Annotated in this window: 17 protein-coding genes and 1 pseudogene; 6 read left to right on the top strand and 12 right to left on the bottom strand. The window is 53.2% G+C overall.

Annotated features, from left to right (window positions below; translation table 11 throughout):
• Positions 1–11: 11 nt before the first annotated feature.
• The 6 genes and pseudogenes from ABIE10_RS02610 to ABIE10_RS02585 form a co-directional block, all read right to left on the bottom strand.
• Positions 12–785, bottom strand: coding sequence for an amino acid ABC transporter ATP-binding protein (locus ABIE10_RS02610; RefSeq protein WP_279265780.1), 774 nt, complete (start codon positions 783–785; stop codon positions 12–14).
• Positions 769–1,695 (bottom strand): amino acid ABC transporter permease, encoded by a 927-nt coding sequence (locus tag ABIE10_RS02605; RefSeq protein ID WP_016153130.1) that lies wholly within the window; start codon positions 1,693–1,695, stop codon positions 769–771. The genes ABIE10_RS02610 and ABIE10_RS02605 overlap by 17 nt, the downstream gene beginning before the upstream one ends.
• A 9-nt stretch (positions 1,696–1,704) precedes the next feature.
• Complete coding sequence (locus tag ABIE10_RS02600) at positions 1,705–2,214, bottom strand: GNAT family N-acetyltransferase (RefSeq protein ID WP_016153131.1); 510 nt, start codon at positions 2,212–2,214, stop codon at positions 1,705–1,707.
• A gap of 10 nt (positions 2,215–2,224) precedes the next feature.
• Positions 2,225–4,483, bottom strand: a pseudogene (locus ABIE10_RS02595) (NtaA/DmoA family FMN-dependent monooxygenase).
• A 25-nt stretch (positions 4,484–4,508) separates the two neighbouring features.
• Entirely contained in the window at positions 4,509–5,630 is a 1,122-nt protein-coding gene (locus tag ABIE10_RS02590) for an amidohydrolase (RefSeq protein WP_429154625.1), read from the bottom strand.
• Entirely contained in the window at positions 5,630–6,628 is a 999-nt protein-coding gene (locus ABIE10_RS02585) for an MsnO8 family LLM class oxidoreductase (RefSeq protein ID WP_429154622.1), read from the bottom strand. The genes ABIE10_RS02590 and ABIE10_RS02585 overlap by 1 nt, the downstream gene beginning before the upstream one ends.
• Positions 6,629–7,144: 516 nt before the next feature.
• Here ABIE10_RS02585 and ABIE10_RS02580 point away from each other — a divergent pair.
• Positions 7,145–8,686 carry a methyl-accepting chemotaxis protein gene (locus ABIE10_RS02580; protein WP_429154619.1) on the top strand — a complete coding sequence of 514 codons (1,542 nt, stop codon included), beginning with the start codon at positions 7,145–7,147 and terminating at the stop codon, positions 8,684–8,686.
• 280 nt (positions 8,687–8,966) lie between these two features.
• Positions 8,967–10,409 (top strand): L-asparagine permease, encoded by a 1,443-nt coding sequence (gene ansP / locus ABIE10_RS02575; protein ID WP_003833088.1) that lies wholly within the window; start codon positions 8,967–8,969, stop codon positions 10,407–10,409.
• Between the two features lie 41 nt (positions 10,410–10,450).
• On the opposite strand, the gene ABIE10_RS02570 is transcribed toward ansP, so the two are convergent.
• Both ABIE10_RS02570 and ABIE10_RS02565 read right to left on the bottom strand, forming a co-directional pair.
• On the bottom strand, positions 10,451–10,672 hold the full coding sequence (locus ABIE10_RS02570) for a YgdI/YgdR family lipoprotein (RefSeq protein ID WP_003020157.1): 222 nt from the start codon (positions 10,670–10,672) through the stop codon (positions 10,451–10,453).
• Between the two features lie 136 nt (positions 10,673–10,808).
• The gene (locus ABIE10_RS02565) at positions 10,809–11,870 is read right to left on the bottom strand and encodes a YncE family protein (protein ID WP_016153137.1); all 1,062 of its coding nucleotides are present in this window, start codon (positions 11,868–11,870) and stop codon (positions 10,809–10,811) included.
• 260 nt (positions 11,871–12,130) lie between these two features.
• On the opposite strand from ABIE10_RS02565, the gene pqqU reads away from it, so the two are divergent.
• The gene (gene pqqU, locus ABIE10_RS02560) at positions 12,131–14,251 is read left to right on the top strand and encodes a TonB-dependent receptor PqqU (RefSeq protein ID WP_429154614.1); all 2,121 of its coding nucleotides are present in this window, start codon (positions 12,131–12,133) and stop codon (positions 14,249–14,251) included.
• A gap of 30 nt (positions 14,252–14,281) precedes the next feature.
• Here pqqU and ABIE10_RS02555 read toward each other — a convergent pair whose 3' ends face one another.
• On the bottom strand, positions 14,282–15,319 hold the full coding sequence (locus ABIE10_RS02555; protein WP_016156570.1) for an NADP-dependent oxidoreductase: 1,038 nt from the start codon (positions 15,317–15,319) through the stop codon (positions 14,282–14,284).
• Between the two features lie 58 nt (positions 15,320–15,377).
• Positions 15,378–15,953, bottom strand: a complete 576-nt coding sequence (locus ABIE10_RS02550) for a helix-turn-helix domain-containing protein (protein WP_016153140.1) — start codon at positions 15,951–15,953, stop codon at positions 15,378–15,380.
• A gap of 37 nt (positions 15,954–15,990) precedes the next feature.
• Between ABIE10_RS02550 and ABIE10_RS02545 the strand changes: the two genes are divergently transcribed.
• Both ABIE10_RS02545 and ABIE10_RS02540 read left to right on the top strand, forming a co-directional pair.
• Positions 15,991–16,509 carry an N-acetyltransferase family protein gene (locus ABIE10_RS02545; protein ID WP_429154611.1) on the top strand — a complete coding sequence of 173 codons (519 nt, stop codon included), beginning with the start codon at positions 15,991–15,993 and terminating at the stop codon, positions 16,507–16,509.
• Positions 16,506–16,955, top strand: coding sequence for a DMT family transporter (locus ABIE10_RS02540; RefSeq protein ID WP_016156572.1), 450 nt, complete (start codon positions 16,506–16,508; stop codon positions 16,953–16,955). Before ABIE10_RS02545 ends, ABIE10_RS02540 begins: the two co-directional genes overlap by 4 nt.
• Positions 16,956–17,021: 66 nt before the next feature.
• Here ABIE10_RS02540 and ABIE10_RS02535 read toward each other — a convergent pair whose 3' ends face one another.
• Positions 17,022–17,255, bottom strand: coding sequence for a YdcY family protein (locus ABIE10_RS02535; protein WP_016153143.1), 234 nt, complete (start codon positions 17,253–17,255; stop codon positions 17,022–17,024).
• Positions 17,256–17,272: 17 nt separating this feature from the next.
• Positions 17,273–18,871, bottom strand: coding sequence for an ABC transporter substrate-binding protein (locus ABIE10_RS02530; RefSeq protein ID WP_103766319.1), 1,599 nt, complete (start codon positions 18,869–18,871; stop codon positions 17,273–17,275).
• A 282-nt stretch (positions 18,872–19,153) separates the two neighbouring features.
• On the opposite strand from ABIE10_RS02530, the gene ABIE10_RS02525 reads away from it, so the two are divergent.
• A complete protein-coding gene (locus tag ABIE10_RS02525; protein WP_429154607.1) occupies positions 19,154–20,461 on the top strand; it encodes an SrfA family protein in 1,308 nt (435 codons plus the stop codon).

The raw sequence follows: 20,461 nt of genomic DNA, 5'->3' as shown, positions 1-20,461 counted from the left end.
TCCCTGCAAGTTCACAGCACTTTCGACAAGAACTGCTGGGTGCGCGTGTGGCGTGGATGATTCAGCACCTGCTCGCTGCTGCCCTGTTCGACAATTTTGCCATCGACCATAAACACCACCTGATCCGCCACTTCCCGGGCGAACCCAATCTCGTGCGTCACCACAACCAGCGTGGTTCCCGACTGCGCCAGTGCTTTGATGACATCCAGAACTTCGCCTACCAGTTCAGGATCCAGCGCTGAAGTGGGTTCATCAAACAGCATAACGCGTGGATTTAGCGCCAGCGCACGGGCAATAGCGATACGCTGCTGCTGACCGCCGGAGAGATGACGCGACCAGGCATCGGCTTTATTACGCAAGCCAACGGCATCAAGCAGAGTTAATGCCCGCTCGGTGGCGGCTTTACGCGATGCCAGACCGTGCGCAATGGGCGCTTCAATCAAATTCTCCAGCACTGTTAAGTGCGGAAACAGATTAAAATTCTGGAATACATAGCCGACGTTAACGCGCTGGCGCAAAATTTCCGCCTCCTTCAGCTCATACAGCTTGTCTCCCTGCCGACAATAACCAATGTAATCGCCATCGATTTGAATAAACCCTTCATCGACGCGCTCCAGATGGTTGATCGTCCGCAAGAGTGTGGATTTCCCTGAACCGGACGGGCCAAGAATAACCGTTACCGTTCCGGGAGGGATCTCCAGCGATACATTATCCAGCGCTTTGTGGCGACCGAAGTATTTGCTGACGCCGGTAATGGAAATATGGCCTTCAGGCGAGTGGGACATGGACGGCCTCCTGCTGCGGACGTTGACGGTTGCGTTTTTCTGCACGGCTCACCCGAGCGGTATTGATTGCTGAACGTCGCTCGCTGCGGGCCAGCGCGCGTTCGACCAGGTGCTGAATTAACGACAGAACGCTGGTGATCACCAGATACCACACCGCACCCACCATCAACAGCGGGATCACTTCCTGCGTGCGGTTGTAGATCATCTGGATGGTGTAGAACAGCTCTGGCATTGCCAGCACGTATACCATCGCCGTCCCTTTCGCCAGACTGATGATTTCATTGAAGCCAGCAGGCAAAATGGTGCGCAGCGCCTGCGGCAGAATAATTCGCAGCGTACGTCGCCATGCGGGTAAGCCCAGCGCTGCCGCTGCCTCGTACTGGCCGTGGTCAACTCCTAAAAATCCACCACGAATAATTTCAGCGGTATAGGCGCTTTGCACCAGCGTCAGGCCAACCACTGCGGTGGAAAACTGGCCGAGCACATTGATGGTCTCAAAACTGCCCCATTGAATGGGAGTAAACGGAATACCAATCGCCAGCGTGTCGTACAAATAGGAGAAGTTGTACAAAACGATGAGCACCACAATCAGCGGTAACGAACGAAACAGCCAGATGTATCCCCATGCCAGACCGTTCAGCAACCAGGAAGATGAAAGCCGTGCCAGCGCCAGCAGACCACCGATGATAATACTCAACAGCGTACCGATAAGCGTCAGTAGCAGAGTTTGCCCAAGGCCGGACAAGATAACCGGATCAAAGAACCAACGGGCAAACACGCCCCATTCCCAGCGCGGATTAAACGCCACGGACTGGATAATCACCGCCAGGACAAACAAGGCAATGACTGCTCCTGCGGTGCGCATAGGATAGCGCGCCGGTACGACTTTAATACTCTCCGTCGTTTTCATCTTCTCTCCTCAGGCTATTCTGGCCTGACCGGCGATGGTCAACAGTTTGGTAAAGCGCAGCCGGCCATCAAACGGTGGCAGGCTGTACTCTTCGGGATCGCGCGCTGTATCAAATTGCGGATCGTAGCCCTGGCTTAAATAAAGTCGCACGGCCTCCGGCTGGCGAAATCCCGTGGTCAGATAAATCCGGCTGTAGCCCGCCAGCAGCGCCCTGCGTTCCAGCTCCTGCACCACGCGCGCCGCCAGCCCCTGCTGACGCAGGCTGCTTTTCGTCCAGATGCGCTTAATCTCGGCGGTGTCTTTGTCGTAAGGTTTGTAGGCCCCGGTGGCGATAATCTCGCCGCTGCGCTCCAGTACCACGAAAAGTCCCTGCGGTGCCAGATACCATTCGGTCAGCTCCACTTCAGCGTCGCGAGAAAAATAATCGCCATAGCGGGCGGCATATTCACCGAACAGACCGTTCAAAATTGGCTGCAGCTCGCTGGCTTCAGGTGAGACCACGCGAAATTGATCGCTCACGATGACCTCCTTAGTCGCCTAAACCGGCCGGGTTGATTTCAGATTGCGGAATACGTTCCACCCCTTCTCCCCAGCGGTTCAGCACCTTGTCATAGTCGCCGTTGCCAATTACGCCGTTGAGGGCGGTTTGTACCGGCAGAACCAGACCGCTGTCCTTTTTCAGCGTCACAGCGATGTGTGCCGCTTTTGGCCAACCGCCATCAACGCTGCCCACCCGTTGCGTTTTTCCGTTGAGTGCAGCTTTCCACGCGCCGATAACGTTAGGACCGAAGTAAGCATCGGCACGGCCTGACTGCAGGGCCAGGGTTTGCGCGGCATCATCTTTGGTATACACCGGCGTAAACGGCTGCAACCCTTTCTTCACGTTCTGATCGTTCCAGGCGAGCAGGATGGCTTCCTGATTTGTCCCCGAACCGACGATGATGCGCAGACCGGCGATATCTTCTGCCTGCTCGATTTTCTTCAGCTTACTGCCAGTTTTGACATAGAAGCCAAGGGAGTCCTTACGATACGTCGCGAAATCGAATTTCTCTTTGCGGGCTTTGGTGACGGTAATATTGCTGATCGCGGCATCATATTTGCCGGACGTGACGCCCAGCGGCCAGTCTTCCCATGACGTGGGCACGACGTTGAGTTCCAGCCCCAGACTATCAGCCACCAGACGAGCGATGTCCGCCTCGCTGCCGATCAGTGTCTTATTGTCATCGGCAAAGACGGTCAGCGGCGGCTGGCTTAGCCCGGCAATCGCCACGGTGAATTTACCCGGTACGGCCAGGTGCAGGTTCGCGGGCAACTGCGCAATCGCCTGCGGATTTTTTGCCGTATTGATTGGCGTTTTATTGGCTTCCAGGCTTACGCCCGTACCATTAATAGTCACATCATTTGCCCAGACGTTAGCGCTGAAAGCCAGTGACAGCGCGAGGAAGACTGATTTTTTCTGCATAGCGTTTTTCTCTTATTGTGTGAATTGGTTTGCAGGTGTCGCGAGTCCCAGGCTTGCGCGCAGGGTCGTACCGGGATATTCATGGCGGAACAGGCCACGCGCCTGAAGCACGGGGACAACCTGTTCGACAAAACGTGGGAAGGTATCTGGCGTTCCCCCCTGGATGATAAAACCGTCTGCGGCTTTTTCGTCGAACCACTGCTGAAGACCATCGGCAACCTGTTGCGGCGTACCGCTGAAACGTGGGCGTGGACTGGCCGCTTCCAGAGCAACCTGGCGTAGCGTTAAGCCACGCTCACGCGCGTTGCGTTTGATCTCATCAGTCGTACTGCGAAAGCTGTTTTGTCCAAGGGAACCCAGATCCGGGAACGGTGCATCCAATGGATATTGGGCGAAATCATGATGTTCAAAGTAGCGGCCCAGGTAGTTCAGCGCGTCGGTAATAGAGACCAGCGCAGCGGTAGTCTGATACTGCTGCTCAACATCCTCAGCGCTGTCGCCAACAATCACGCTGACGCCCTGGAATATATGCAGTTGTTCGGGATGTCGCCCGGCGTAGGCCAACTGGCTTTTTACATCCTGATAGAACTCTTTGGCCTCCGCCAGCGACTCCTGATGGGTAAAAATAGCATCGGCATGCTGCGCCGCTAATTTCTTACCATCCTGTGAAGCGCCCGCCTGGAATATAATCGGACGGCCTTGTGGCGTGCGCCCAATATTTAACGGCCCTGCGACCTGAAAATAATCTCCATGATGGTTAAGCGTGTGCAGTTTTTGCGGATTAAAAAATTCTCCACTTGCCTTATTACGGGTAAAAGCATCATCTTCCCAGGAATCCCACAGTCCTTTCACCACCTGTAAATATTCATCGGCGATACGATAACGCAGGGCATGTTCTGGATGCTGGGCACGGGAATAGTTCTTTGCCGAACCCTCCAGAGGTGATGTGACCACGTTCCATCCGGCTCGCCCCTGGCTGAGATGATCAAGGCTGGCGAACTGCCGTGCGGTAGTAAACGGCTCGCTGTAAGATGTGGATACCGTGCCAACCAATCCCAGATTCTGGGTAATGCTGGCCAAAGCAGATAATACCGTCAGCGGCTCAAAGCGATTTAAAAAGTGTGGGATTGATTTTTCATTAATATACAGACCATCGGCGACAAAAATAAAATCCAGCTTCCCTTTTTCCGCAATAAGCGCCGTCTCTTTGACAAAATCAAAATTAATACTGGCATCGGCCTGTGCCGCCGGATGACGCCATGCGGACATATTTCCCGCTGCGCCATGCAGAATAGTGCCGAGCCGTAGTTGCCGATTTTCAGCCATAATAACCCCTACCCAACAGGTAAACTTAAAGATGTGCGAATGCCGTTTTTGCTAGCTGTGCAAAGTAATGCGCGGCAGGTTCAATTAAACGTTCGTCCGGATTGAAGCCCGGGTGATGTAATCCGTATTCACTGGCGCTGCCAATACTGACAAATGCGCCAGGCGTATTTTGCAGATAGACAGCAAAATCCTCGCCGCCCATATGCAGGTCGGCATGATGGGTGGTGTAGCCTGATTGTTTCGCCACGGCGGTGGCGATATCGGCCCAACGTGCATCGTTTACCAACGCGGTCGGCCCCGCATGCCAGATAACGTCGATTTGTGCGCCAAAGGCGTGGGCAAAACCGGCGGCGATGTCATTAACCCGTGCTTTAACCTGCTGCTGCACCGAAGTCCGGTGCGTTCTGAGCGTCCCTTCCAGCTCAACGGATTCTGGCAACACGTTCCATGTATTTCCTCCCTGAATACGGGTCACGCTAAGCACCACTGAATCCAGTGTGTTAACGTCGCGACTGGCAACGCTTTGCAACACCGTGACCAGTTGGCTGGCGAGCAGGATGGCATCTCTGCCTTCATGCGGACGCGCCGCATGTGCGCCCTTGCCATTAATGCGCAGCACGAAGCGATCGACGTTGGCATAGAACGCACCGCCGCGTGTGGCAAATTCCCCCACTGGTAAACCTGGCTCATTGTGCATGCCGAAAATAGCCGCAACGTTGTGCAGCGCACCGGCGCGGATCAGCGTTTTTGCGCCACCGAAACTCTCTTCAGCGGGCTGAAACAAAATACGTACGCGCCCCGGTAAGTGTGTTTCCTGTTGTTTAAGCAGCAGCGCGGCGCCCAGCATGACGCTGGTGTGAACGTCATGTCCGCAGGCATGCATCACTCCCGGCATGAGGGAGCGAAACGGCACATCGGCGCTTTCTTCTATCGGTAGCGCATCGATATCCGCTCGCAGCGCGATGACATCTTCTCCCTGCCCGATTTCCGCGACCAGACCGGTTTTCAGGTCGAACGGCAAAATCTCGACGCCCGCTGCGTGCAGCCAGGCGTGAATGCGCGCCGTCGTTGCTGCCTCTTGCAGGGAAAGTTCCGGGTGCTGGTGTAATTCACGACGCCAGTTGATAAGCGTTGAGGCCAGAGTCATCAGAGCACCTCCACGGCGTTATGGGCTTGCGCCAACAACCGCAGCGATGTCAGACGCGCGTGACCTTCCGCCACTGGCGTGTCGATAATGAACTCATCAATGCCAAATTGCGTATGCAGGGCATTCAGCTTCGCCATCACCTCCTGAGCCGTGCCGTGTAACAACGCCTGCTCACGACGCGCGATTTTGCGTGGCGGACTGCCGGCCTGCGCGGCGAATGCCAGCGCCTGCTCTTCGCTGGCTACCGTGACACGTTGACCATTCTCCAGCTCCACGCCCCAGATTTGCACGTTTTCCGCAAGCTGCGCGGCGGTATCGTTACTGTCAGCCACAATCACCTGGACGGCAACTATCGTCGGACGTGCGCTGTGGGTCTGCCAAAAGGACAAAACGTCACGCAATAACGCGCGGTCACCGTTGAGGTGTGCCGCGAAGATAAAATGCCAATTGAATTGCGCAGCTAACTGTGCGCTTTGCACACTGGCTCCCAGGACAAATCCTTCCGGCGGTATCGGTGGGATTGGTGTCGGAAATACCGTTTCCCCGCTTTCCGTGCCGCTCAGCGTCAGCCAGTCGTTAAGCTGGGAAAGTTGGTCGGCAAAACTGCCTTTTTCATCCTGATGCACTCCTTGCTGTAGTGCCTGAGTCGACAGTGGTAAGCCGCCAGGGGCTTTCCCTACGCCGAGATCGACACGCCCGGGTGCCAGCGAGGCCAGAAGATTGAAGTTTTCCGCCACTTTGTACGGGCTGTAATGTTGCAGCATCACGCCACCGGAGCCAACGCGAATACGCTGGGTTTGCCCGAGGATCCAGGCAATCACCAGCTCCGGTGATGGGCTGGCCAGCTGTGGCGTATTATGGTGTTCCGCGATCCAGAAACGATGGTATCCCCACTCTTCTGCCCGCTGCGCCAGATGCAACGTCCGGGCAAGCGCCATCGCGGCGGTTTCACCTTCCCCGAGGGGGCTTTTATCCAGAATACTCAGGCGATATGACATGTTACGGGCCTATGCTTGTTAACATGTCATTATTATTAAATTATCAGATAACCATGCAGAAACATTTAATTCACATTTGCTCAGCTAAAAAGTAGATAACCAGCCCTGACGCTGTCAGGGATAAAATTTGGATCGCCTTGTACTGGTCGGAACACGAAACTGAAAACACGCGGAATGTATGGCCTACAAAATATAATAGGGTCGTTGGTCTCACGGGAATAACATCCAAATCATTTCATGCCAGTTTTCTTTTTGCGAAAACGTTTTTTAACGCGATTTACGTTAAGTCAGGTTAAATGACTTAAAACGTTATGCGGTTGTATAAAATGTTTCAGTTTTATGACCCTGAATGAATATTCCACAGAGATTTTTTAATTTAAATACTTCCACAGAAATGATGATTAGTAGAGAATGCAGCGTTTCTTATTAAAACGGTTTAAAACGGCTTTTTAATATTCCTCCCGATTTTATTGCGGGAATTTTTGTATGGATTATACATATCATTATGGGGCCTCTATGAAAAGTAACATGCCCGTTACACAAATTGAGCACGCACTTAACGACAAAGCGACGCTGCTTTCAACGACGGATAAAGAAAGTCATATTACCTACGCTAACTCTGCTTTTATCGATGCCAGCGGATTTAACGAAGATCAATTAATGGGCGAAGCGCATAATATTATTCGCCATCCTGATATGCCTCCCGCTGCATTCGCCGATATGTGGTACACGCTACAGCAGGGAGACAGCTGGACGGGTATGGTGAAAAACCGCCGCCAAAATGGTGACCATTACTGGGTTCGCGCCAACGTTACGCCGGTCTGGCACAATGAAAAACTCACCGGTTACATCTCGGTGCGTACCGTTCCTTCGCGTGATGAAATAACTCACAGCGAAAGTTTATACCAAAAAATGAAAAGTCAGCAGTTTAAAGGCTTTCGACTTTTTAAAGGGATTATCATTCGTCGCGGCTTATTGGCATGGACTTCCATGTTTAAATGGCTGAATATCAGCCAGCGCGTCAATTATTCTTTAGGGGTGACGGCCCTGCTCGCTTTGCTATTTATCTTCGCCCCGTTTAATCCCTTTATTCAGTCGGGTGGCTTGCTGGTGTTATTTCTGGCGCTGGCTATTTACCTTAAGTATCAAATTTGTCAGCCAGTTAATACGCTCCTGACGCAAATGAAGAAAGTGGTGTCCGGACGTAAACCTGATAACTGTCATTTAAATCGGGTGGATGAGATCGGAATGCTAATGCGACTGGTTAATCAGTCCGGGCTTAATCTGAATTCTCTGGTCGATGACGTCAGTACGCAAATTTCCGGTATTCGCGCTATCAGTCAGCGGGTGTCAAAAGAAGGTACGGCGCTGCACCAGCGTTCAGAAGAAACCTCTGCCGACCTGCAACAAACCGCTGCGGCCATTGAAGAAATTGGTAGCGCTGTACAACAAACCGCTGAGACGGCGGCACATACCATGATCATGGCCGATAAAACCAGCGCCAACGCTGCAGAAGGCGGCGATATCATGAAACAAACTATCGCCATGATGCAGGCGATATCGCGTGACAACGGGCAGATCGTTGACATCATTGGCGTGATCGACAGCATCGCCTTTCAGACCAATATTCTGGCGCTTAATGCCGCGGTTGAAGCCGCGCGAGCCGGGGAATCCGGGCGTGGCTTCGCCGTTGTCGCGGCAGAAGTCCGCAATCTGGCCCAACACTCGGCGTCTGCGGCAAAAGAGATCAAACAGCTTATTGAGAAGAACGTCGCCAATGTTAATAGCGGCGTCAAAATGGTGGAGCAAACGGAAACGCATCTCACCGGGATGATTGGGGATGTACTGCAGATGTCGATGATGATCAAAGACATTAGTCTGGCCACGCGTGAGCAAACCCAGGCTTTGGATCTGATTAACGATTCAATTTCACGCGTTGGCACCATGACACACAATAATGCCGAGATGGTGGAGCGCGTCACCGACGCCACCGCCGATCTGACCCAGCGTTCATCACGCTTACAGCAGGCCGTTCAGGTCTTTGGCGTATCGGCATAACGTTACGGCGCTTATTGGGTAAATGTCTCGATAAGCGCACTCCTCTACAGGTATAAAGGCCCTTCTCTTTTATTGGCTGAATCGAGGCCACACCACGCCAGTACCGGCTGCATAAAAATGCTGAATTCTTGTTACCGGGGCTTTGCGGAACCAATCAATTGAATGTAGGATGCTCGGCCGGCAGTTTTCCCCCGTAACACAATGAAGGGTAAGGCTGTTTTCGCCGCAGCAGGTGCGGCAAAAAGGATGTTGTATTTTTGTCAGGTCAACAGGAATCGTAATGAACACAAACAACACGCAAGCCGCGGAACAACATGCGGCGAAACGACGCTGGTTGAATGCTCACGAAGAGGGGTATCACAAAGCGATGGGCAATCGACAGGTACAAATGATCGCCATTGGCGGCGCAATTGGTACCGGGTTGTTTTTAGGGGCAGGCGCACGCCTGCAGATGGCCGGCCCGGCTTTGGCGCTGGTCTATCTGGTATGCGGTATTTTTTCGTTCTTTATACTGCGCGCGCTCGGCGAACTGGTTTTACATCGCCCTTCCAGCGGTAGCTTCGTTTCCTACGCCCGTGAATTTTTAGGTGAGAAAGCCGCCTATGTGGCTGGCTGGATGTACTTCATCAACTGGGCGATGACCGGCATTGTCGATATCACCGCGGTGGCGTTGTATATGCACTACTGGGGCGCATTTGGCGACGTGCCGCAGTGGGTGTTCGCCCTCGGCGCGCTGGCTATTGTCGGCACCATGAACATGATCGGCGTGAAGTGGTTCGCGGAGATGGAGTTTTGGTTTGCGCTGGTTAAGGTACTGGCAATTGTGATTTTCCTGGTGGTGGGTACCGTTTTTTTAGGTACCGGAAAGCCGCTGGATGGTAACGCCACGGGTTTTCACCTGATTACCGACAACGGCGGCTTCTTCCCGCATGGCCTGCTGCCTGCGCTGGTACTGGTACAGGGTGTGGTTTTCGCCTTTGCCTCTATTGAACTGGTGGGTACCGCCGCCGGTGAGTGCAAAGATCCGCAAACGATGGTGCCAAAAGCAATCAATAGCGTTATCTGGCGTATTGGTCTGTTCTATGTGGGTTCTGTCGTGCTGCTGGTTCTGCTACTGCCCTGGAACGCCTATCAGGCGGGGCAAAGCCCGTTTGTTACCTTCTTTTCCAAACTGGGCGTGCCGTACATTGGCAGTATCATGAATATTGTGGTGCTCACCGCGGCGCTTTCCAGCCTTAACTCAGGGTTGTACTGCACCGGGCGTATTTTACGTTCCATGTCGATGGGCGGTTCGGCACCGAAATTCATGGCTAAAATGAGCCGTCAACAGGTGCCCTGGGCCGGGATCCTCGCCACGCTGGTCGTGTATGTCGTCGGGGTATTCCTGAACTATCTGGTGCCGTCACAGGTGTTTGAGATCGTGTTGAACTTCGCGTCACTGGGCATTATTGCGTCGTGGGGGTTTATCATGGTCTGTCAGATGCGTCTGCGCCGGGCCATAAAAGAAGGTAAAACGGCAGACGTCAGCTTTAAACTGCCGGGCGCACCGTTTACCTCGTGGTTAACGCTGCTGTTCCTGCTGAGCGTACTGGTATTGATGGCGTTTGACTATCCAAACGGCACCTATACCATCGCGTCATTACCGCTGATTGCCATCCTGCTGGTCGCGGGCTGGTTCGGCGTGCGTAAACGCGTTGCAGAGATCCACCGCACCGCGCCATAACGGCAGAAGGCCTGACAGGTTAATCCTTCAGGCCTTCTTTTTTAGTTCGCTTCAATCAACTGCGCTACGTCGTTGCTGTTAATTTCCCGCGCATTCCCATCCTGATCGGTATAGCTGGTCATTCCCGTGTCTTTATCCAGTTTTGGCTTACCCTGGGTGGTGATGGTTTGTCCGCTTTTGGTCGTCATGACGTAATCGGTGGTGCATCCTGCCAATGTAAACAGCATTACGCCTGCACAAAGACAGATAAATGGCTTTTTCATGGTATTCCCGTGTTATTCAGTTAGCCGTTGAGGGCGTAGTGTAAGTCCCTAAAGTGGGTCAGGCTACTGGCGGGGTGTAACGAGGCGTATCGGGGAATTTAGAGAAGTGACAGGAGGGGTTTCCCCCTCCGGTTAATTACAGCGCAATACGAATAACATCGTCCGGCTGGGTGGCTTCCTGCTCGCGGGTGGACTTCTGTTTCACGCTCACGTACAGGGTTTTACCGTCGGCGGAGAGCGCCAGGCTATTCGGGAATGTTGGGGTCTCGAACGTTTTAACGACTTTATAGCTTTTCGCGTCGATCACGCTCACTTTGCCGGCCTGACGATGGGTCACGTAGGCCTCGTTACGCGCCGGGTTAAACAGCACGGCCAGGGATTCCGGCGCGGCGACTTTTGCCAGGACGTTGCCATTACGGGTGTCGATTACCAGTACTTCCGCCGCTTTAGAGTCGGTGACAAAGGCGCGGTTGCCCGCCGTGTCCAGGCTCAGGTTGATGAAGAAATGCTCTTTTCCATCATCCAGCAGCTTTTTACGGCTGAGAATTTTATTGGTGGTGGTATCGATGGTGATGAATTCACCGTCCGCATTGGCGGTGTACAGGCGTTTAGCCTTGCTGTCGACAGCCAGAGCGGTGCTCATTTTGCCGGTATTTTGAATGGTGTCCTTCAATTTAATGGCATCACCGTCCACCACCCAAATCACGCTCTCTTTACCAATACCGCTAATGTATACCGTGTTGGTGGCGTCATCGGCGACCAGCTCACGCGGCTGCAGTGGGCGAACGTCTTCAGAACGCTTACGCGCATCCAGCACCAGACGTCCTTTCACCGCGCCCGTTTTAGCATCCATTGCCGTCACCGCGCTGTTTACCGTGTTGCCGAACCACAGCGTTTGCGTGGCGTTGTTGATGGTGGCGCCAAACGGTTTGAGATCGTTATGAATAACCTGAGTCACTTCGAGGGTGACCGGGTCAAGACGGTAAACCACCCCGCCGGTATCCAGTTTGCGGCTCTGCGAGGTCGCCAGCCACAGCGCGTTCTCTTGCTGACTGTATGCCATTTCATAGGCGCCTTTGCCCACGGCTTTGCGCAGCAGTTCTTCTGCAGCCTGCGTAGTAAAAGATGATGCAACGAGCAGTGAACCTAACAGTAAAGAACCACGCAGACGCGGCGAAAACAGATGACGTAAAGACATGACGACTCCCTTTGATAAATTCGTTTGTTACTGCTTCACATAGCTTCAATGAGCAAAATCATGGTTTTGCCTTTTTTAAGAATGAGAATAGTAATCATTATTCATCTCAAAGTGGAGCACTTCTTCACATATTGACTACAATCGTTGTCATTGCCCGAAAAACTAGCGCAATTCAGCAGCGCTGAAATTCATCTTTTATAAAAGAATTCACGCGCTTATCGCCGGTGTTACGGCGTAAGCATCATTAACTGGCCTTGTTCATGACGATTTTTGCATCCCGCTACACTGCACTTCCTGTTTCTTTACTGCCTGTCTTCCTCTCGCCTTATGCCGTGGCAGAAAGTGAGATAAACGATCAAACGCTGATCGTTAGCGCGACACCACAGTCCGTTTCTGAACTGGACACCCCTGCCGCCGTCAGCGTCGTTGACGGAGAAGATATGCGTCTGGCAACGCCGCGAATTAACCTGTCTGAATCCCTGACCAGCGTCCCTGGGCTACAGGTGCAAAATCGGCAGAACTACGCCCAGGATCTCCAGTTGTCGATTCGCGGATTTGGTTCGCGAACCACTTATGGCATCCGCGGCATTCGTTTGTATGTCGACGGGATCCCGGCAACCATGCCGGATGGGCAGGGTCAAACATCCAACATTGATATCAGCAGCGTACAAAATATTGAGGTTTTACGCGGCCCCTTCTCTGCTCTGTATGGCAATGCGTCTGGTGGAGTGATGAATGTCAGTACTGAAACGGGACATGAGCCGCCAACCATTGAAGCCAGCAGTTATTACGGCAGTTTTGGCAGTTGGCGCTACGGGTTAAAAGCAACGGGCGCACTGGGCGATGGCACACAGCGAGGGGATGTGGATTACACCGTTTCAACAACCCGGTTTACCACCCATGGTTATCGCGATCGCAGCAGCGCCAAAAAAAATCTGGCCAATGCCAAACTGGGCGTGCGCATGGACGATACGAGCAAACTAACCCTGATTTTCAATAGCGTAGAGAGTAAAGCTGACGATCCTGGTGGTCTTACCGAGTCGGAGTGGCAGGCCAATCCGCAGCAATCTCCCCGCGCTGAGCAATACAACACGCGAAAAACCATCAAGCAGACCCAGGCGGGGTTGCGCTATGAACGCCAGCTTAGCGCGAAGGATGATATCAGCATCATGACTTATGCAGGCGAGCGTGAAACCACTCAGTATCAGTCGATCCCGATGGCCCCGCAGTTAAAACCCTCTCATGCCGGAGGCGTTATTACCCTGCAACGTCATTATCAGGGGATAGACAACCGCTGGACTCACCGTGGTGAGCTGGGCGTACCCGTGACCTTCACCACCGGTCTGAATTACGAAAACATGAGCGAAAACCGTAAAGGCTACAACAACTTTCGCCTTGATGATGGCGTGCCAGAATATGGTCAGAAAGGCGACTTACGACGTAACGAACGTAACCTGATGTGGAATGTCGATCCCTATCTGCAAACCCAGTGGCAATTAACGCAGAAACTCTCGCTGGATGCCGGGGTTCGCTACAGTTCGGTGTGGTTTGACTCTAACGATCGCTATATTACGCCTGGTAACGCAGATGACAGCGGTGACGCCAGCTATCACCAGTGGTTACCTGCCGGATCGTTAAAATACGCCATCACCGATGCCTGGAACGTCTACCTGGCCGCGGGACGTGGGTTCGAAACGCCCACCATCAACGAGTTGTCTTACCGCTCCGACGGCCAAAGTGGGATGAATTTTGACCTACAGCCTTCCACAAACGATACCGTGGAAATCGGCAGTAAAACGCGTATCGGCGATGGGCTGTTCACCGCAGCGCTATTCCAGACCGATACCGATGACGAGATCGTGGTTGACAGCAGTAGCGGCGGGCGGACAACCTACAAAAACGCTGGAAAAACCCGCCGTCAGGGAGGTGAGTTATCCTGGGACCAACGCTTTGCCGCAAGCTGGCGCGTAAAAGCTGCATGGACTTGGCTGGATGCGACCTACCGCAGCAACGTCTGTGGCGATCAAAACTGCAACGGCAACCGCCTGCCTGGCATTGCGCAAAACATGGGATTTGCTTCGCTGGGCTACGTGCCTGATGAAGGTTGGTATGCGGGAACTGATGTTCGTTATATGAGCAACATTATGGCCAATGATGAAAATACGGCGCAAGCCCCGTCCTATACCGTAGTGGGTTTAAATACCGGCTATAAATTTTATTACCGCAGTCTGATGATCGACCTGTTCGGTCGGGTGGATAATCTGTTTGATAAGTCCTACGTCGGTTCGGTGATAGTGAATGAGGCAAATGGTCGATATTACGAACCGGCGCCAGGACGAAACTATGGCGTAGGGATTAATCTGGCCTGGCGTTTTGAATAGCACTGGCGGGAATGACTCCCGCCATCCGTTTTACGCATCGTCTGCAAGACGAATCACCACTTTACCGAAGTTTTTGCCGGTCAGCAGGCCGATAAAGGTCTGCGGCGCATTTTCCAGACCGTCGGTGATTTGCTCGCGGTAATGGATTTTTCCCTCTTTAACCCAGCGCCCCATCTCCCGCTGAAACTCCTGAATGCGGTGACCATAATCCTGACCAATGATAAAGCCCTGCATCCGAATTCGCTTTTTCAGCAGCGTTGCCATCAGCAAAGGTAATCTATCGGGTCCGCCTGGAAGCGATGTGGCGTTGTAACCGCTGACCAGTCCGCACAGCGGAATGCGCGCAGAGGTATTGAGTAATGGCAGAACGGCGTCAAATACCTTGCCGCCGACGTTTTCGTAGTAAATATCGATCCCCTGCGGACAGGCTTTTGCCAGCTGTTGCGCAAAATCTTGTGCGTGGTGATCGAGGCAGACATCAAAGCCTAATACCTCGGTGGCATGTCGGCATTTCTCTGCCCCGCCTGCAACCCCGATCACCCGGCAGCCTTTGAGCTTACCAATCTGCCCTACCGTTGCGCCAACCGGGCCGGTGGCGGCGGCCACAACCAGCGTTTCCCCCGCTTTTGGCTGACCGATATCCAGCAGCCCCATATAAGCAGTAAATCCTGGCATCCCCATCACTCCCAGCGCCCAGGAGGGATGTTCGGGATTATCGCCAAGCTTCACCAGCCCGTTACCGTCGGAGATGTCATAGTCCTGCCAGCCGCTGTAGCTCAGCACCCACTCGCCTGGCTGGTAATCAGGATGGTTGGAGGACACCACGCGACTCACGGTCCCGCCAACCATCACGCCGCCAATCTCTACCGGCGGGGAGTAAGACGGCTCATCGCTCATGCGTCCTCGCATGTAGGGATCGAGGGAAAGAAAAATGGTGCGTAGCAAAACCTGGCCTTCACCCGGCGTTGCCACCTCATCGTCTTCAAGACGGAAGTTTTCCGGGACCGGCGCGCCATGCGGGCGGGAAGCCAGTACCCAGCGGCGATTGCGATTAGTCTGTTGACCCATGATGTGCTCCTCTGCTTTTGGCATGATTCCATCAATAGTAGCAGCCTGTGTCCGCCAGTTAGCTGACGACATGATTTAACCGCACAACCAGGTAAACGCAGGGTTGTGCGGTTTCATTGATAAACCGACAATCATTCGGCGGGCCAAGCTCCAGGCAATCGCCAGCCCGCATTTCATGACGCACGTCCCCTTCCACAAAGACCAATTCCCCCTGCTGTAGCCAGATAAGTTGTCTTGCCTGCACGTAGGAAGAGGCTGGCATCGGGATATCGCTTCCGGCAGGCAATTCTATCTGCACCAGATCAATAGGCAGATCGCTGCGCGGTGAAACGTGGCGGCGCAGATAGTGGCTTTGCGGGTCGTGCCAGACAGGCTGATCAGCGAAGCGCAGCAGCTTGCCCTCCTGCATTTCGGCCCGCGCCATCAGCATAGACATGCTGATACCAAAGGCACCGGAGAGCCTGCCCAGCAGCGTGGCCGTTGGGCTGCTCTCACCGCGCTCTATTTTATGGATCATCGCCCGCGACACGCCTGCGCGTTCAGCGAGTTCCGTCAGAGACCAGCCGCGAGACTCCCGCTCAATGCGAATTCTTGCACCGATCCGTTGATTTATGCTGTCTTCAATAGTATTCATATTGTAATACTATAGTGAACAACCCCTGAGGTTCAACATGTCCATTCGATTTGCCAGCAAAGAAGATTGTGCCGCCATTGCAGAAATCTACAACCACGCGGTACTGCATACGGCGGCTATCTGGAACGATCAAACGGTCGATGCCGAAAACCGTATCTCATGGTATCAAGCCCGCCAGTTGATGGGCTATCCGGTGCTGGTGAGTGAAGAGAATGGCGTGATTACAGGGTACGCCTCCTTTGGCGACTGGCGTAACTTTGATGGATTCCGTCATACCGTTGAACATTCGGTATATGTCCATCCTGCCCATCAGGGTAAAGGCCTGGGACGAGCGCTGCTCAGCAGGTTAATAGAAGAAGCCCGCGCGTGCGGCAAGCATGTGATGGTTGCGGGCATTGAGTCTCAGAATCAGGCGTCGCTGCATCTGCACAGCATGCTGGGTTTTAAAACCACCGCGCAAATGCCACAGGTTGGCACGAAATTTGGGTGCTGGCTGGATCTGACTTTTATGCAGTTGCAGTTAGACGATCGCCGCGAACCGGATGCCAGCAGATGAACCAGACGCTAACCCTCTCCTTTCTGATTGCCGCAGGTATTGGTCTGGTGGTGCAAAATACCTTGATGGTACGCATCACGCAGACGTCCTCGACGATCCTCATCGCCATGTTACTTAACTCTCTGGTCGGGATCGTGCTGTTTGTCAGCATACTGTGGTTTAAGCAAGGTATGGCGGGGTTTGGGGAACTGGTTTCCAGCGTGCGCTGGTGGACGCTAATCCCTGGTTTGCTAGGATCGTTCTTTGTTTTTGCCAGCATCAGTGGATACCAAAATGTGGGCGCAGCAACCACTATCGCGGTGCTGGTGGCCAGCCAGTTAATCGGCGGACTGGTGCTGGATATTCTGCGCAGTCATGGCGTGCCGCTGCGGGCGTTGGTGGGGCCGGTCTGCGGCGCGGTGCTGCTGGTTGTTGGGGCCTGGCTGGTGGCGAGACGTTCGTTTTAATTGCGCTTATCCGGCCTGAACATGCAGGCCGGATAAGGTGTTACTTCGCCATCTGGCAACAACGAATTAAAGGATTGTGCCGCCTTTGGTCAACTGTTCGCGACGGGTTTCCATATCCTCTTTATGCTGACGGCCATGATGTGCGATAGCCGTACGCAAACGCTGTTGCTGGGTGTAACGTTCTTCCCGGCTCAGCACGACATCATCGCTGAGTTCAATCAGCAATTCATTCATATGCGTAATGACGCTCTCTTCAATGGCGGCATCAACACGTGCGCTGACCTCATCCAGATGCGACATAACCTCTCCTTAACTCATTAATTTAATTTTGCTTTTGAAAAATCGCTGCCCATCAGGCTAACGCTGTATCCGCTGACGTTGCTGCGCGTCGCGTAAAACGTTTTCCCGTTTGCCAACGCAATCCACGGAGCCTGCTGGTAGAAAATCTCTTGCGACTGCTGGTAAAGCGCGGCGCGTTCTTCCGGTTTACTCACCAGTTTCGCCTTTTGAACCAGCGAATTATACTCTTTATCGCACCAGCGCGCGGCGTTAGATCCGGTTTTAATGCTGTCACAGCCCAGCAGTACATCGGCGAAGTTGTCCGGATCGCCGTTGTCTGACATCCAACCGAACAACGCGGTGTCATGCTCACCTTTACGCATTCCGGAGAGATATTCGCCCCACTCGTACGACACAATTTTCGCCTTCACGCCAACCTTCGCCCAGTCGCTTTGGATCATCTCGGCAATCCGTCGGGAGTTCGGGTTGTATGGGCGCTGAACCGGCATTGACCACAGCGTCGCTTCAAAGCCGTTTTCCAGTCCCGCCTGTTTCAGCAGATCTTTCGCTTTTTGCGGGTCGTAAGCGTAATCCTGCAGATCTTTATTGAACCCCAACATATTCGGCGGAATTGGCGATTTTGCCACCGTACCGGAACCTAAAAAGACGGCGTTAATAATGGCCTTTTTGTCTGTCGCGTAGTTAAGCGCCTGACGCACCAGCACGTTATTAAACGGTTTTTTCTCGGTATTAAACGCCAGATACCCGACGTTCAGCGCTTCAACCGAATGCAGCGTCAAATCTTTATTCTTCTTAATCTCGTCAAACTGTACGGGCGCAGGCGCCGGAATTATCTGACATTCATTGGTTTGCAGTTTCGCCAATCGGGTCTGAACGTTTGGCGTGATTGAGAAGATCAGGTGCTTCGTGGGGACGGCGCCGTCCCAGTAGTTCGGGTTGGCGAGATAGCGGATTTGCGAATCCTGCTTGTACTGCTGCAACACGTATGGCCCGGTGCCAATTGGCCAGTTATCGACGTTTTCCGGGGTGCCTTTTTTCAGCATCACGTCGGCATATTCCGCAGAGAGGATGGAGGCAAAATCCATTCCCCAGTCGGCAAGAAACGCGGCATTAGGTTCATTAAGGATAAACTGAACGTGATAATCATCGACCTTCTTCACTTCTTTAATCAGTTTATCCAGACCGACATCGTTGAAGTATTCGTAGCTTCCCTGAGAAATTTTGTGGTATGGATGATCGGCATCTTTCTGTCGTAATACCGAGAAAACCACGTCATCAGCGTTGAAGTCACGGGTTGGTTTGAAGAATTTATTACTGTTGAATTTCACGCCCTGACGCAGGGTAAAAGTGTAGGTCTTACCGTCCGGCGAAATCGTCCAGTCCGTTGCCAGAGACGGAACTGGCGTATTTTTTACCGGATCAAAATTGATGAGTCGGTTGTAGAGCACCTGTGAGCTGGCCACAAACGATGGACCGGAACTGGCGATTTGCGGGTTAAATGACTCTGGCGACGCTTCTGAGCAGTAAATGAGAGTGTCAGTATTGGCCGCGAACGCCGCGCCTGATGGTAAGACGGCGCTGAGCGCCAGCGCGAGTAACGTTTTCCTTGCAATCATGGTTATAAGCCTTCTTATTTTATTATTAACCGGGATATCAGAGCATAGCTGACAAAAACTGACCAATAACAAATCACTATCAGGTTATTCTAATCCGGTGTATTTCGCTGAATAATTCATCACCCTAAGCGGATTAATTTCCCTTAAGTCTTTTTCAAAACGTCAAGATTTTTCCCGGCACTCTATGCCATGAAAATTCGCCCCTTTTTGCCTCTCTTCCACCGTTTGCCCGTTTTTATAAAACGTAAAGTAGATACGTGAAGAAGTCTAAGGGGTAACAACGTGGCAAAAACACTCTTGCGCAGCGGCAATTTGGATGACTATCAGGCCGTGGGCGGCGGTGGTCAGGCCGTGTTTGATTCAGCATTGCAAATTCGTGAAACGCTTCGCCTGCGTAAACAGCAGGCGATGGTGGATTGTCTGGCGATCCCACAAATTAACGACAACGGCGATCGCGTTGACTGGTATTCGCCGATTGAAGGGAAAGCCGTTGCATGGAAAGCCGCTGATGAAGAGGCCCGTTTTCGTGCGCTGCGCTATCTGGGGAACACGCTGGAAAATGCGGCGGCGCTGAGCCGTAAAAGTCTGCAATCGGGTAAAACCTCCCTGCAACTGTTTGGCTCACTGCTGGAAAAAGCCATCCAGTTTCCTGGTGAGAATCACGTGTTTCTGGTTGAAGGTAAACCCGTTATTACGTTCTGGGGTTTCGTCAATCTGAATGAAAATCCTCGCGACGATGTGCTCGATTGCCTGCGCCTTGCCGATATTCCTCCAGTCGTCACCGTAGCGGAGCCTGAGCCGGAAGAAGAAATCACTGCCCAAATCACCTTCGCCGAGGCCGAGGCACCTTTGCTGACTCCAGTGGTTGAGCTAGCTAAACCGGCTGAACCTGAACCACAACCCCCGGTCGTTGTTAACGAACCGGAAGTCTCGCCGCCGCTCGCACAGAAGAAACCCGCACGCCGCCTGCCGTTATGGAGCCTGCCCGTTGCCGCGGTGATCATTGCAGCCATGGTTGGGCCGCTGCTGTGGAAGCAACAGACCACCCAGCCCGTACCCGCTGTTCCCCCAAGAGATGTCGCTAAGGCAGATATAGCACCGCTGCCAGAACTGACATCTGCACTGCCGTTGCATCGGGCTGAAGTGGTTCCGGCTGCGAAAAAAGAAAAACCTGTCGAAGGACCGGTCGTGATCGCCGCGATTCCAAAAGATGCGCTGGTGATGGATGCCAACCAGATGAAGGCAGGAACGACGCGTTTTCTCAACGGTAACTGGCGCGTAATGGTTGATGTTAAAGATCCGGTTAGCGGTAAAGCGCCGTCGCTGCGCTATCAGATCCAGGCCAATAAAGGCACGGCGCGCGTGGTTCATGGCGACAATATTGTTTGTCGTGCCGAGATTTTCTCCGGTTTGCATCAGTCAGGTGAATTAATGATTAAGAGTCGCGGGAATGCCCGTTGTACGGACGGGTCACGTTATCCGATGCCGGAAATTACCTGCAAAGCGGGAACCAATGACGTCGCAGCCTGTACCGCACGTTATGACGATCACGCGGAAATCCCTCTGACGATCAAAAAGATAGGTGCCTGA

Origin of the sequence: Citrobacter sp. 506 (genome assembly GCF_050434985.1) — a bacterium.
Taxonomy (GTDB): Bacteria; Pseudomonadota; Gammaproteobacteria; order Enterobacterales; family Enterobacteriaceae; genus Citrobacter; species Citrobacter braakii.
The sequence above is the reverse complement of the archived record's forward strand: the minus strand, read 5'-3'. Positions and strand labels throughout refer to the sequence as shown.

Excerpts from the sequence above, each read along its gene's own strand:
- ABIE10_RS02610 (WP_279265780.1), bottom strand. The coding sequence starts at position 785 with ATGTCCCACTCGCCTGAAGGCCATATTTCCATTACCGGCGTCAGCAAA.
- ABIE10_RS02605 (WP_016153130.1), bottom strand. The coding sequence starts at position 1,695 with ATGAAAACGACGGAGAGTATTAAAGTCGTACCGGCGCGCTATCCTATG.
- ABIE10_RS02590 (WP_429154625.1), bottom strand. The coding sequence starts at position 5,630 with ATGACTCTGGCCTCAACGCTTATCAACTGGCGTCGTGAATTACACCAG.
- ABIE10_RS02585 (WP_429154622.1), bottom strand. The coding sequence starts at position 6,628 with ATGTCATATCGCCTGAGTATTCTGGATAAAAGCCCCCTCGGGGAAGGT.
- ABIE10_RS02580 (WP_429154619.1), top strand. The coding sequence starts at position 7,145 with ATGAAAAGTAACATGCCCGTTACACAAATTGAGCACGCACTTAACGAC.
- ansP (WP_003833088.1), top strand. The coding sequence starts at position 8,967 with ATGAACACAAACAACACGCAAGCCGCGGAACAACATGCGGCGAAACGA.
- ABIE10_RS02570 (WP_003020157.1), bottom strand. The coding sequence starts at position 10,672 with ATGAAAAAGCCATTTATCTGTCTTTGTGCAGGCGTAATGCTGTTTACA.
- ABIE10_RS02565 (WP_016153137.1), bottom strand. The coding sequence starts at position 11,870 with ATGTCTTTACGTCATCTGTTTTCGCCGCGTCTGCGTGGTTCTTTACTG.
- pqqU (WP_429154614.1), top strand. The coding sequence starts at position 12,131 with ATGACGATTTTTGCATCCCGCTACACTGCACTTCCTGTTTCTTTACTG.
- ABIE10_RS02555 (WP_016156570.1), bottom strand. The coding sequence starts at position 15,319 with ATGGGTCAACAGACTAATCGCAATCGCCGCTGGGTACTGGCTTCCCGC.
- ABIE10_RS02550 (WP_016153140.1), bottom strand. The coding sequence starts at position 15,953 with ATGAATACTATTGAAGACAGCATAAATCAACGGATCGGTGCAAGAATT.
- ABIE10_RS02545 (WP_429154611.1), top strand. The coding sequence starts at position 15,991 with ATGTCCATTCGATTTGCCAGCAAAGAAGATTGTGCCGCCATTGCAGAA.
- ABIE10_RS02540 (WP_016156572.1), top strand. The coding sequence starts at position 16,506 with ATGAACCAGACGCTAACCCTCTCCTTTCTGATTGCCGCAGGTATTGGT.
- ABIE10_RS02535 (WP_016153143.1), bottom strand. The coding sequence starts at position 17,255 with ATGTCGCATCTGGATGAGGTCAGCGCACGTGTTGATGCCGCCATTGAA.
- ABIE10_RS02530 (WP_103766319.1), bottom strand. The coding sequence starts at position 18,871 with ATGATTGCAAGGAAAACGTTACTCGCGCTGGCGCTCAGCGCCGTCTTA.